We start from the raw sequence: 10,950 nt of genomic DNA, 5'->3' as shown, positions 1-10,950 counted from the left end.
AAGCACGTCGACACAGGAGGTCACACCATGAACGAACGCTCCGTCGCCCGCCACGCGGGCCCCGGACTCAACCGGCGCCGGTTCCTCGCGGCGGCCGGTCTGACCGCCGCGGGCGCCGCCCTCGCCACCACGGCCCTCCCCGACAAGGCCACCGCGGCGCCGGGCACCTTCCGGGTGCCCGTCGAGGACGTCCGGCACACCCGGACCTGGATGGCGTTCCCGGACAGCAGCGCGATCTGGGGAGGCAAGCTGAGCGGCGTCCAGGCGGACATCGCGCTGATCGCCCGTACGATCGCCAAGTACGAGCCCGTCGTGGTGTGCGCCAACTCCGCGAGCGCCGCCAAGGCCCGCACGATGTGCGGCCCCACCGTCACCGTCGTCAGCTCCATCCCCGTCGACGACTGCTGGATGCGCGACACCGGCCCCGTCTTCCGCACCGACGGCTACGGCGGCCTCGACACCGTGGGCCTCAACTTCAACGGCTGGGGCAACAAGCAGACCCACAACCGGGACGCCCTGGTCGCCGAACGGATCGCCGCCCACGTCGGCGTGCCGTTCACCTACGCCGACCTGGTCGGCGAGGGCGGCGCCATCGAGCAGGACGGCGCCGGCACCCTGATGGCGACCCGCAGCAGCCTGGTGAACCGCAACCGGAACCCCGGGATGTCGGAGCGGCAGATCGAGACGGCGATGTGCGACGCGTACGGCGCGTCCAAGGTCATCTGGTTCGACGGCGTCAAGGGCCAGGACATCACCGACGACCACGTCGACGCGACCTCCCGCTTCCTCGCCCACGGCGAGGCCCTGGTCCAGATGCCCGTCGCCGCGGACAACGACGCCTACGCCCGGGACGCCCGCCTGCAGTACAGCACCCTGTCCGCGTCGACGACCGCCAAGGGCCGGGCCATGGACGTGATGCGCCTCCAGGGCCCCGACTACAACAAGATCCGCTCCACCAACCGCGACTTCCTCGCCTCGTACGCCAACTTCTACCTCTGCAACGACGCGGTCATCTCGGCCCAGTTCGGCGACACGCGGGCGGACGAGGCGGCGCGTGCGACGCTGCAGCGCCTGTACCCCGACCGGTACATCGAGCAGCTGAACATCGACCGTCTGGGCACGGGCGGCGGCGGCATCCACTGCGTCACCCAGCAGCAGCCGGTCGCCTAGCCCGAGCGGCTGAAATTTCCGTCAGAGAGTTGTGTCCCAGTCATTGACTGAAATTTAAGTCAATCCCTAGGGTGAGCGCACCGTACAGCGCCGCGGGTCGCGCGGCGCTGTACGGCTTCATCGACGCACCCCCTGAACAGGAGCCCACATGGGGCCAGTTGACTCGCCGACGCAGGAATCCGCACCGCACGCGGGCATCGAGCAGCACTCGATCGACTGGGTGCCCCTCTCGGAACGGCACGGCAAACCGTCGAGCGTCGGAGCCATCTGGTTCGTCGGCAGCCTCAACCTCACCGGACTCGCGACCGGCGTCGTGACGCTGTCGATGGGGGCCTCGCTCGTGTGGACCGTGGTCGCCACCGTGCTCGGCTCGCTCTTCGGGACGTTCTTCATGGCGTTCCACTCGGCCCAGGGGCCCCAGCTGGGCCTGCCCCAACTCGTCCAGTCCCGGCCCCAGTTCGGCTATCTGGGCGCGGCGCTCACGGTGTGGGTGTTCGCCCTGGTCAACTACGTCGCCTTCAACACCTCCGACGCCCTGCTGTCGGGGCAGGCGATGAACCTGCTCACCGGGATGCCCAACACCCTCGGGTATCTGCTGGCCGCCGGAGTGGCCACCGTGATCGCCCTCTTCGGGTACGAGTGGATCCACCGGCTCAACAAGTGGCTGACCTGGCCCTTCGTCGTGATCACCGCGGCCGTCACCGTGTCCGCGCTGTTCGGCGGGGGGCTGCCCGACGGCGCCTGGGACGCCGGCCCGTTCGAACTCGCGCCGTTCATGCTCGTGTTCGTGTTCGTCGCCGGCTTCCAGCTGGGCTGGGCACCGTACGTCTCGGACTACTCCCGCTACCTGAGACCCGACGTCCCCGTGCGCAGCACCTTCTGGTGGACGTACCTGCCGAGCGCGGTCTCCGGGATCTGGGTCTTCGTCCTCGGCGCCGTGGTCTCGGCCGGCGCCCCCGAGGGAACGGATCCGGTCACCGCCCTGAAGCTCTCGGCCGACCGGCTGTTCGGCGGGTTCGGCACGGTCGCGGTCGTCGTCCTGCTGGTGGGACTGCTCTCCATCATGGCGATCAACCAGTACGGCGGCAGCCTCACGATGATCTCGATCGTGGACTCCTTCCGGCCGGTCAAGCCGACGCGGACCATCCGGATCGCCACGATCGGGATCATGCTGGCCGCCGTCGGGACGGTGTCCACCCTCGTCGGCATCGACCAGTTCAACTGGTTCTTCGCCAACGTCGTGGTGGTCCTGACGTACCTCTTCATCCCGTGGACGGCCATCAACCTCGTCGACTTCTTCTTCGTCCGGCGGGGCCAGTACGTCGTCAAGGAGATCTTCAACCCGCGCGGCATCTACGGCCGATGGGGCTGGCGCGGAAACCTCGCCTACGTGATCGGGCTGGCCTGCATGGCCCCGTTCATGGTCATCACGGGCCTCTTCGTCGGGCCCGTCGCGGAGCGCCTCGGCGGTGTCGACTGCTCGATCCTCGTCGGCCTGCCGGTGGCCGGAGGCCTCTACTGGGCCTTCGCCCGAAGTCTCGATCTGGCCACCGAGCGCCGGATGGTCCGGGAGGAGGGGCTGCTGGACCCACTGCACTGAGCGACCCCGCGCCTGCACGTACAGAACCTTTGAGAGAAGGAGCACCACGTGAAGTCAGAGCACGACGGCGAGCGCCCCGGCATCAGCCGCAGAACCCTCCTGGCCCGCACCGGAGCGGCCGCGGCCGCCCTGGCGGCCGGGCCCGTCCTCGGCGGCATCCAGCCGGCGATGGCCGCGTCCTGGCGCGTCCCCGGCGAGGACGCCCCGCACAAGCGGACCTGGATGGCCTGGCCCTCCAGCTCCACGATCTGGGGCAACCTGCTGTCCAAGATCCAGGCCGACATCGCCAAGCTGGCCAAGGAAGTCGCCAAGTACGAGCCGGTCATCATGTGCGCGGACGGCTCGTCGGCCGCCTCGCAGGCGAGGACCGCGTGCGGGTCCACCGTCACGGTCATCAGCTCCATCCCGGTCTCGGACTGCTGGATGCGGGACACCGGTCCGCTGTTCCGCGTCGACGGGGCGGGCGGCATGGACGCCTTCGGCCTGAACTTCAACGCCTGGGGGGAGAACGCCACGACCTTCTACGGCCTTCCCGCCTCCGCGTACGCCAAGGACCGCACGGTCGCCCCGAAGGTCGCCGCCTACAACGGCGTCTCCTTCGCGAACGCGTCCGTGGTCGGTGAGGGCGGCGGCATCGAGTACGACGGCGACGGCACCCTGATGGCCACCGAGAGCTGCTGGGTGAACAACAACCGCAACCGCGGCAAGACGCGCGCCCAGATCGAGGCGGAGCTCCTGTCCCGCTTCGGCGCCTCGAAGATGATCTGGCTGCCCGGGGTCAGGGGGCAGGACGTCACCGACGGGCACATCGACGGGACCGCGCGCTACATCAGGCCGGGCGTGGCGATGGTGCAGCTGGCCGGCGCCGTGCGTCCGGACGTCTGGACCGCCAACGCGCAGGCCATCCGTGACGTCCTGGTCAACGCCACGGACGCCAGGGGCCGCCGGCTCCAGGTCCTGACGATCGAGGGACCCGACACCCTGCCCCGCATCCCGTCGGGCCAGCGGGCGGACTTCCTCAGCTCCTACATGAACTGGACGGTCACCAACCAGGCGATCATCACCACCCAGTTCGGCGACACCGCCAAGGACGCGGCGGCCAAGTCGGCGATCGCCGCCGCGTACGGCCGCCCCGTCGTGCAGCTCAACCTGGACAACCTCTACGGCAACGGTGGCGGCGGCGCCCACTGCGTGACGATGCAGGAGCCCACCCGCTGACCGCGCACTGAACGGACGACGGGCCCGGGTCTCCTCCGAGACCCGGGCCCGTCACCTGCGCCGCCGTTCGATCGAGGCCGCGCGACGCCCGTGGACGGGGTCGACCGCGTGCCGGACCCCTATCGCGCCGGGGCCGCGCCGGCCTCCGCGGAGCCCGCCCCGGCGAAGTGGGCCGTCGCCAGGAGCGTGCCGTCCGCCGCCAGCAGGCGGGCACCGCGCAGTGTCGCGGGATCCACGGTGGTGGGGGCGCCCCAGTAGCCGTACCCGGCCCTGACGGAGAACGAGCCGAGGGGTACGGCCGAGCCGTCGGCCCGTACCAGGAGGCACCGCACCGGGCCGTCGGCGGTCCGTCCGCCACCGAGGTCGACGGACATGTAGACCCAGCCGTTCCCGCCCGTGGCGTCCGCCGGGTGCGCGTAGATCCGGCCCACCTCACGCCCGCCCCCGCCCCCGCTCCCGTCCGGGGCGACCAGTGCCGCCTCCAGGACGCGCGGCCCGGGGGCCACGACCGCCGGAGCGCCCTCCACCACCGTGCCCACCGCCCAGCCGCCGAACCCGAAGGCCAGGGCCGCCGCCACGCCGGCCGCCGCGATCCGGAACCGGCGCACCCGGACACGGCGCCGGGCCGCCGCAGGGGCCGCCGCGTGGCGGGCGGGCGGGGCGGGGGACACCGCGCCGGGCGCCATCGCCCGTACCACCCGGCTCTCGAACCCCACCGGTGGCTCCGCTCCCGGAAGCAGCCCGAGCAGCCCGTCCCCGACCGCCGTCAAGCGCTCCACGTACGACCGGCACTCCGGGCAGCCGTCCAGGTGGGCCACCGCCTCGGCCCGCTCCCGCGCGGGAAGGATCCCGAGCGCCAGCTCGGCACCCTCTTCACGCAGCCGCTCGCAGTCCATGCCGCTCACCGCGTCTCCTCGCTCTCCAGGAGCGCCCGCACCTTGATCGTCCCCGTCCGGATCCGGGTCTTGGCCGTGCCCAGCGGCACGCCCTCGAAGACGGCGACCTCCCGCGCCGTCATCCCGTAGATCCCGGCCATCACCAGCGCCCGCGCCTGCTCCCGGGGCAGTGAGGCCACCGCCCGCCGGACCCTCTCGGCGTCGTCGTCGGCGAGCGCGCGGCGCTCCGGCGTCTCCGACACGATCCCCACCAGCGCCTCCAGGTCCTCCGGCGCCACCGGGGTCGCGCGCCGCGCCCGTACCGCGTCGATCGCCAGGTTGTGCGCGATCGCGGTCAGCCACGTCCGTACGGAGCCACGGCGGCCGTCGTACACCTGGGCGTGCTTCCAGGCCCGCTCGAAGGTCTGCTGGGCCACGTCCTCCGCGAGCCGGGGATCACCGGCCACGGCGACGGCCACGCCGTACACCGGACGCTGGAAACGGCGCACGAACGCCACCGCGATCTCCGGATCGCCCGTGGCGAGACCGGAGAGCAGTGCCTCGTCGGAAACCCGCTCCAGCGGAAGGCCCATGCGTCCCACACCCGTGGATACGTCCGACGACCCCGAAAGGATCGCCCGGCCCCATTGTCCGCCCGGGTCCGCAATCCCCGCGCGGTCTCCCGCCGTACCCCCTGTGGGGGACGATCAGGAGGACCGAACGATGACGGAACCACGGACCCGCGCGCTGCTCGCCCTGTCGGCCACCGCGCTGGCCGGCCTCCTCGCCGCCTGCGGAGGCGGCGGCGGAGGCGGTTCGAGCAGCCCCGCGACCACACCGCCGCCCGCCCAGAAGAGCACGGCCCCCGCGGGCGCGACCCGGGTGACCGCGGACCTCGCCGACTTCAGGATCACGCTGTCCCGGCAGACCTACACCCCGGGCACGTACACCTTCGTCGCGACGAACACGGGGCATCACGAGCACGCCCTGGAAGTCGAGGGACAGGGAAGCGAGAACCGCTCCAGCACCGTGTCCCCGGGCCAGTCCACCACCCTCACGGTGACCCTGAAGGACGGGAAGTACGAGATCTACTGTCCGGTCGACGGGCACAAGGACCTCGGCATGAAGACCCAGATCACGGTGGCCGGCGCCCCCGTGAACACGTCCGGCACCACCCCGACGGCGCCTGCCTCTCCCGCCCCTGCGACCTCTCCCGGCCATGGCTACTGACCTGACCCGCCGCACCGCCGCCCTGGGGCTGCGGGTGGCCGCGGCGGGCCTCACGGCGACGATGGGCGCGATCCACCTCTACCTGTGGGCCGACGGCTACCGCGACCTGGCCACCATCGGCGGCCTGTTCCTGCTGAACGGGATCGTCGGCTGCCTCCTCGCCCTGGCCCTGCTGGTCGCTCCGTACCGCTGGCTCGGACTCGTCGCGACCGTCACCGCGCTGTTCACGGCGGGCACCCTCGGCGCGCTCTTCCTCAGCCTCACCACGGGTCTGTTCGGCTTCGAGGAGTCGTCCGACGCGGAGCTGGTCCGTCCCACCCTCGCGGTCGAGACGGCGGGCATCGTCGTCCTGACCACGCTCGCGGTGGCCGCTCTCAGCCACCGCCACCACCCCCGCGGGCAGGGGTCCGGCCCGACCGCCGCCGATCGGGGCACGGCGCGCACGAGCTCCGACTCGTAGGCGACGGGAACCAGTCGCGCACCGGGACCCGGTGGCCCGATTGAGCCTGCCGTGTGGACGTCGTGCGTGGCGGGGGAGCGGTACGGAGGGCGGGACGCGCGGGAGCCGTACGCTCTGGCCCCCTGACCTGGAGTGGACGCCCCGCAGCACACCGACCCGAGGACCCGCAGACATGACCGCACAGGACACCGCCCCGCCCCTCCTCACGCTCGACCGGCTCGACGAGGTCGAGGGCTGGTTCTTCGCCGCCGACCGGTTCCTCTTCGACTGGCTCCTCACCCACCAGCGCGACCACGGCCCCCGCGGCGACCTGCTGGAACTCGGCGTCTACAAGGGCAAGAGCGCCATCGTCCTCGGCCACCACGCCTCCGAGGGCGAACGGTTCACCGTCTGCGACCTCTTCGACGCCGGCGAGGCCCCCGACGACTCCACGGCCACCGAGATGCGGGTGTACTACCCGACCCTGACCCGTCAGGTGTTCGAGGCCAACTACCTGCGCTTCCACCGCCGGCTGCCCACCGTGGTCCAGGGCTCCACCTCCGGGATCACCGGACACGTCCCGGCCGGCAGTTGCCGCTTCGTCCACGTCGACGCCTCCCACCTGTACCACCACGTCCGCGCCGACATCGCCGCCGCCCGCGAGCTGCTGACCGAAGACGGGATGGTCGCCCTCGACGACTTCCGCAGCCCGCACACCCCGGGGGTCGCGGCCGCCACCTGGGAGGCGGTCCTCACCACCGGGCTCAAGCCGGTGGTGCTCACCGAGAGCAAGCTGTACGGCACCTGGGGCGCGGCCGACGCCCTGCGCGACGCCCTCGCCGCCCACCTGACCACCCATCCCGCCTTCTGGGGCGTGACCGAGGAGGTCGCCGGTCACACCCTGCTGCGGGTCCACCCCCGCTGACGCGGGCGGGTGGCCCCGGCCGTCAGGACGGCGTCGCGTAGCGCGCCGCGATCGCGGCGGCGCGGGCGTGCAGGGAGTCGCGCAGCCACTGCGGCGTCAGCGCCTCCGCGTCCGCGCCGAGCTGCCACACCGCCCACTCGGCGTGCCTCGCGTCCTGGAAGGTCACCTCAAGGCGGGACCGGCCCTCCCCCTCGGACTCCTCGAAGAGCACGGCCAGCGCCGTGCCCACCAGCTCCTCCCGCCGGGCGGTCCGCATCCGCACGCACACGGTGACCTGGTCGCCGCCGTTCCGGAACCGTGCGCCGCGTTCCCGCCAGGCCCGGCCCAGGTCGACCCGGTCCGGTCGTTGCGCCGGTTCGGAGAGCTCCTCGGCGGCGAGCACGCGCGACAGCCGGTAGGTGCGGTCGGCACCGGACCGCGCCGCCAGCAGGTAGCCCTGGCCGCGGACGGTGACCAGCCCGACGGGGTCGACGGTGCGCCATCGCGCGGGCTCGCCCCGGGCCGCGTAGTGGAGGCGCAGCCTGTGTCCGGAGAGCACCGCGCGCCGGACCTCCGCCACGACCGCGTCGGGCACCTCCTCGGTCTCCTGCCGCCGCGAGAGCAGGTCGGTCTCCGGGTCGATGAGCAGGCGCCGCACCGCGCCGGCCGCGGCGGCCCGATGGCTCTCGGGCAGGGCGTCGACCACCTTGCGCATGGCCGACGCGAGCGGTGCCCCGAGGCCGAACGCCTGCGCACCGCGCCGGGAACCGGCGACCAGCAGGGCGAGCGCCTCGTCGTGGTTGAGCCCGGTGAGCTCGGTGTGGAATCCCGGCAGCAACGCGAAACCGCCCTGCCGGCCACGCTCGGCGTAGACCGGCACCCCGGCCGCGGAGAGCGCCTCGACGTCGCGCAGCACGGTGCGGGTGGACACCTCCAGCTCGCGGGCCAGCGCGGTGGCGGACAGCCGACCGTGCTGCCGCAGCAGGAGCACCAGCGAGACCAGCCGATCGGCACGCATGCGGGAACTCTAGCGGGATACATGACACAGGGTGTCGTGTATGGGTTGCGAGGCTTCAGGACGACAACAGCCGCACCACGCACATGAGGTGACTCGCATGGCACACGCCTTCGTCCATCCGGAAGGCCTGCACGACCCGGTCCCGTTCGGTTACAGCCACACCGCCGCCGTCCCCGCCGGTTCGGACCTGGTGCTCGTCGCCGGGCAGTACGGATCGGGCCCGGACGGCGCGGTCGTCTCGGCCGACTTCGCCGAGCAGGTGAGGCAGGCGTTCCACAACGTCGGCGTCGCGCTCTCCGCCCATGGGCTCGGCCTCGGTCACGTCGTCCAGCTCAGGACGTACGTGGTGAACCACGACCTCGGCAAGCTGGCCCCGATCGCCGCCGCCGTGCAGGAGGCCTGGGGCAAGGAGCCGCCCACGCAGACCCTCATCGGTGTGGCGAGCCTGGCGGCGCCCGACGTGCTGTTCGAGGTCGAGGCCCTCGCCGTCCGGCCCTGAGGCCGTGAGCGCCGGCCCGGGCGAGGAGTCGACCCGGGCCGTGCGACAGTTTTAGCTGTCGAAAATGAGGATCGACAGTTATGGTTGTCTCATGAGTGAGACGCCGGGGATTCCGACCCCCGAGAAGAACGACGAGGACTTCTGGAGCTCCGTCGCGCAGCTGGTGGAGCCCCCCTGGAACGAGCCCACCGCGGACGACGCCTGCACGATGGACGAGAGGGTGCTCGACGCCGTCCGCGCCCTGGCCCGGCGGATCTCGACCCGCGCGCTGGCCTACGGTGCCGCGGGCAAGCCCTTCGATCCCGTGCTCATGGCGGCCCCCGACGTGCAGCTGGCCCTCCTGCGGGCGCTGTACGAGGCGAAGCTGGCCGTCGACCGGCTCGCGGAGAGCGCCGCCACCGTCGCCGGCCGCAGCGGGGCGAACTACGCCCAGCTCGGTGCCGCCTGGGGCGGGATCAAGCGCCAGTCCGCGCGTCTCAAGTGGCCCCACGCCGTGGTCAGGACGTCCGCGAAGGAGTCCATCCCGCTGCACTACGCCGGCGGCACCGCCGTCGTGCACCACGACGCCGACGCCGACGCCTGGTGGTACACCGCCACGGCCGCCGACGGGCAGGGCGCGGAGTCCGAGCCGGTGCACGGCACCTATGCCGAGGCGATCGCCGGGGCGACCGAGTTCCTCCTCGCCCACGCCCGGCCCGACGGGCGGCCGCCCGCGTGACGTGACGGCGGCCCCGGAACGGCGCCGTCGGGGCCGTCGTGGGGCACGCCCTCTGTCCAGTCCGTGGACACGCGTTTGAGACACCTTCCGCCCGGTGCTAGCCTGCCGTCCATGCAGCGCACCGCCACCCTTGCCATGATGCGAATGATGCCCCGACCTTCGGAGGCGCTTCGTTAGCGAAGCCGTGCGCGCACAGGATGCGACGGACCCTCCGGAAACGGAGGGTCCTTTTTTGTTGTCCTGGCAGCCGTGATCACCACCGGCGCCCGTCCCTCACCCCCCACTCCCACCCCCACTCGACAGAAGGCGAAGTACCCGCCATGACCCGTCCACCGGTCGTCTCCCTCACCGACTGTGCCGACCCCAACGCCCTCGCCCGGCAGTCCACCCGGATCGCCGCCCTCTTCGGCGCCACCCCGACCGTCCTGCCCCTGGGCGGTCCGGACCCGGAGGGCGCCGCCGCCCTCACCCTGCTCGACCTGCTGCGCTCCACGGACCTGATCGGCGGGCCGACGCAGCCGGTGGTGGTCCTCGTCAACATCGCCCCGCGTGACGGGCACTGGCCCAACGGTGTGCCGTTCTGCTACTTCCGCCACGGCGACCACCTGGTCATCAGCACCCTGAGCCACCGGGTCCTCGCGCCGCTGGTCACGTACCTGGGCCTGACCGAGGTGCACGTCACCGACGTCCGCGAGGTCCTGGAGGCCGCCTCCGCCGGATGGGCGGAGCTCACGCCGGCCGAGATCGAGGAGATGGCGCGGACCCAGTTCCGGAGCCTCTGGTACGTGCCCCTGCTGGCCCGCTGGCTGGCGGACGGCCGTGAGGTTCCGGCGGTGCCGACGGCGGTGGACCAGATCGTCGCCGAGGACGTGCGGGTCGCCGTCGTGGACAACTTCGGCAACTGCAAACTGGACCGGCCGGCCACCGAACTGCCGGGCTACGACACCGCGAAGGCGCTGCTCGTCCACAACCGGCACGAGGGCCGCGACATTCAGGTGCGCTGTTACGACCGTCTTCCCGACGTCCCCTACGGCGAACCCGGAATCACCGTCGGAAGCTCGGGCATCGGTTTCGCCGAACTGGTGGTCCGAGGCGGTTCCGCGGCCGAGGTATTCGGTCTGAACCAGGGTGACCAGGTATTCCGTCTCACCAGCTGACATGTTATCAACGCGTTACCCCGGCGGTGACGTTCGAGATTGACGCGGCTATCCGCGAACCGGAATGCTGAAACGTATGTCCGGAACTCAACCGCTGGTACGCCGCCGCCACGTGGACCACG

Annotated in this window: 12 protein-coding genes; 9 read left to right on the top strand and 3 right to left on the bottom strand. The window is 72.0% G+C overall.

Going from position 1 to position 10,950, the window contains the following annotated elements; translation table 11 throughout:
- Window positions 1-27 precede the first annotated feature (27 nt).
- The 3 genes from ACFV2S_RS00625 (at window position 28) to ACFV2S_RS00615 (ending at window position 3,988) form a co-directional block, all read left to right on the top strand.
- The gene (locus ACFV2S_RS00625) at window positions 28-1,170 is read left to right on the top strand and encodes an agmatine/peptidylarginine deiminase (RefSeq protein ID WP_385552712.1); all 1,143 of its coding nucleotides are present in this window, start codon (window positions 28-30) and stop codon (window positions 1,168-1,170) included.
- Between the two features lie 148 nt (window positions 1,171-1,318).
- Complete coding sequence (locus ACFV2S_RS00620) at window positions 1,319-2,770, top strand: purine-cytosine permease family protein (protein WP_383796210.1); 1,452 nt, start codon at window positions 1,319-1,321, stop codon at window positions 2,768-2,770.
- Between the two features lie 48 nt (window positions 2,771-2,818).
- Window positions 2,819-3,988 carry an agmatine/peptidylarginine deiminase gene (locus ACFV2S_RS00615; protein WP_383796207.1) on the top strand — a complete coding sequence of 390 codons (1,170 nt, stop codon included), beginning with the start codon at window positions 2,819-2,821 and terminating at the stop codon, window positions 3,986-3,988.
- A 119-nt stretch (window positions 3,989-4,107) separates the two neighbouring features.
- Here ACFV2S_RS00615 and ACFV2S_RS00610 read toward each other — a convergent pair whose 3' ends face one another.
- Both ACFV2S_RS00610 and ACFV2S_RS00605 read right to left on the bottom strand, forming a co-directional pair.
- On the bottom strand, window positions 4,108-4,884 hold the full coding sequence (locus ACFV2S_RS00610; RefSeq protein WP_385553554.1) for an anti-sigma factor family protein: 777 nt from the start codon (window positions 4,882-4,884) through the stop codon (window positions 4,108-4,110).
- Between the two features lie 5 nt (window positions 4,885-4,889).
- Complete coding sequence (locus ACFV2S_RS00605; RefSeq protein ID WP_385552708.1) at window positions 4,890-5,456, bottom strand: RNA polymerase sigma factor; 567 nt, start codon at window positions 5,454-5,456, stop codon at window positions 4,890-4,892.
- A 130-nt stretch (window positions 5,457-5,586) separates the two neighbouring features.
- On the opposite strand from ACFV2S_RS00605, the gene ACFV2S_RS00600 reads away from it, so the two are divergent.
- The 3 genes from ACFV2S_RS00600 to ACFV2S_RS00590 all read left to right on the top strand — a co-directional run bounded on the left by ACFV2S_RS00600 (window position 5,587) and on the right by ACFV2S_RS00590 (window position 7,457).
- Complete coding sequence (locus ACFV2S_RS00600; RefSeq protein ID WP_385552705.1) at window positions 5,587-6,093, top strand: plastocyanin/azurin family copper-binding protein; 507 nt, start codon at window positions 5,587-5,589, stop codon at window positions 6,091-6,093.
- A complete protein-coding gene (locus ACFV2S_RS00595; protein ID WP_385552702.1) occupies window positions 6,083-6,553 on the top strand; it encodes a hypothetical protein in 471 nt (156 codons plus the stop codon). Before ACFV2S_RS00600 ends, ACFV2S_RS00595 begins: the two co-directional genes overlap by 11 nt.
- Window positions 6,554-6,725: 172 nt before the next feature.
- On the top strand, window positions 6,726-7,457 hold the full coding sequence (locus ACFV2S_RS00590; RefSeq protein WP_385552699.1) for a class I SAM-dependent methyltransferase: 732 nt from the start codon (window positions 6,726-6,728) through the stop codon (window positions 7,455-7,457).
- A 22-nt stretch (window positions 7,458-7,479) separates the two neighbouring features.
- Here ACFV2S_RS00590 and ACFV2S_RS00585 read toward each other — a convergent pair whose 3' ends face one another.
- Window positions 7,480-8,454: a helix-turn-helix transcriptional regulator gene (locus ACFV2S_RS00585; protein ID WP_385552696.1), complete on the bottom strand. Its 975-nt coding sequence runs from the start codon at window positions 8,452-8,454 to the stop codon at window positions 7,480-7,482.
- 97 nt (window positions 8,455-8,551) lie between these two features.
- Between ACFV2S_RS00585 and ACFV2S_RS00580 the strand changes: the two genes are divergently transcribed.
- From ACFV2S_RS00580 to ACFV2S_RS00570, 3 genes are all read left to right on the top strand, one after another.
- Entirely contained in the window at window positions 8,552-8,953 is a 402-nt protein-coding gene (locus tag ACFV2S_RS00580) for a RidA family protein (protein ID WP_385552693.1), read from the top strand.
- Window positions 8,954-9,044: 91 nt separating this feature from the next.
- A complete protein-coding gene (locus tag ACFV2S_RS00575; protein WP_385552690.1) occupies window positions 9,045-9,671 on the top strand; it encodes a hypothetical protein in 627 nt (208 codons plus the stop codon).
- A gap of 320 nt (window positions 9,672-9,991) precedes the next feature.
- Complete coding sequence (locus tag ACFV2S_RS00570; protein ID WP_383797472.1) at window positions 9,992-10,828, top strand: SAM hydroxide adenosyltransferase; 837 nt, start codon at window positions 9,992-9,994, stop codon at window positions 10,826-10,828.
- Window positions 10,829-10,950 lie beyond the last annotated feature (122 nt).

This window comes from Streptomyces sp. NPDC059695 (assembly GCF_042733785.1).
Lineage (GTDB): Bacteria > Actinomycetota > Actinomycetes > Streptomycetales > Streptomycetaceae > Streptomyces.
Note: the sequence above shows the minus strand (reverse complement) of the source record. Positions and strands in the feature narration are given on the sequence as shown.

Bases quoted from the DNA above. Each gene is read 5' to 3' on its own strand.
- ACFV2S_RS00580 (WP_385552693.1), top strand. From the start codon at position 8,552: ATGGCACACGCCTTCGTCCATCCGGAAGGCCTGCACGACCCGGTCCCG.
- ACFV2S_RS00585 (WP_385552696.1), bottom strand. From the start codon at position 8,454: ATGCGTGCCGATCGGCTGGTCTCGCTGGTGCTCCTGCTGCGGCAGCAC.
- ACFV2S_RS00570 (WP_383797472.1), top strand. From the start codon at position 9,992: ATGACCCGTCCACCGGTCGTCTCCCTCACCGACTGTGCCGACCCCAAC.
- ACFV2S_RS00590 (WP_385552699.1), top strand. From the start codon at position 6,726: ATGACCGCACAGGACACCGCCCCGCCCCTCCTCACGCTCGACCGGCTC.
- ACFV2S_RS00595 (WP_385552702.1), top strand. From the start codon at position 6,083: ATGGCTACTGACCTGACCCGCCGCACCGCCGCCCTGGGGCTGCGGGTG.
- ACFV2S_RS00620 (WP_383796210.1), top strand. From the start codon at position 1,319: ATGGGGCCAGTTGACTCGCCGACGCAGGAATCCGCACCGCACGCGGGC.
- ACFV2S_RS00600 (WP_385552705.1), top strand. From the start codon at position 5,587: ATGACGGAACCACGGACCCGCGCGCTGCTCGCCCTGTCGGCCACCGCG.
- ACFV2S_RS00605 (WP_385552708.1), bottom strand. From the start codon at position 5,456: ATGGGCCTTCCGCTGGAGCGGGTTTCCGACGAGGCACTGCTCTCCGGT.
- ACFV2S_RS00575 (WP_385552690.1), top strand. From the start codon at position 9,045: ATGAGTGAGACGCCGGGGATTCCGACCCCCGAGAAGAACGACGAGGAC.
- ACFV2S_RS00610 (WP_385553554.1), bottom strand. From the start codon at position 4,884: ATGGACTGCGAGCGGCTGCGTGAAGAGGGTGCCGAGCTGGCGCTCGGG.
- ACFV2S_RS00625 (WP_385552712.1), top strand. From the start codon at position 28: ATGAACGAACGCTCCGTCGCCCGCCACGCGGGCCCCGGACTCAACCGG.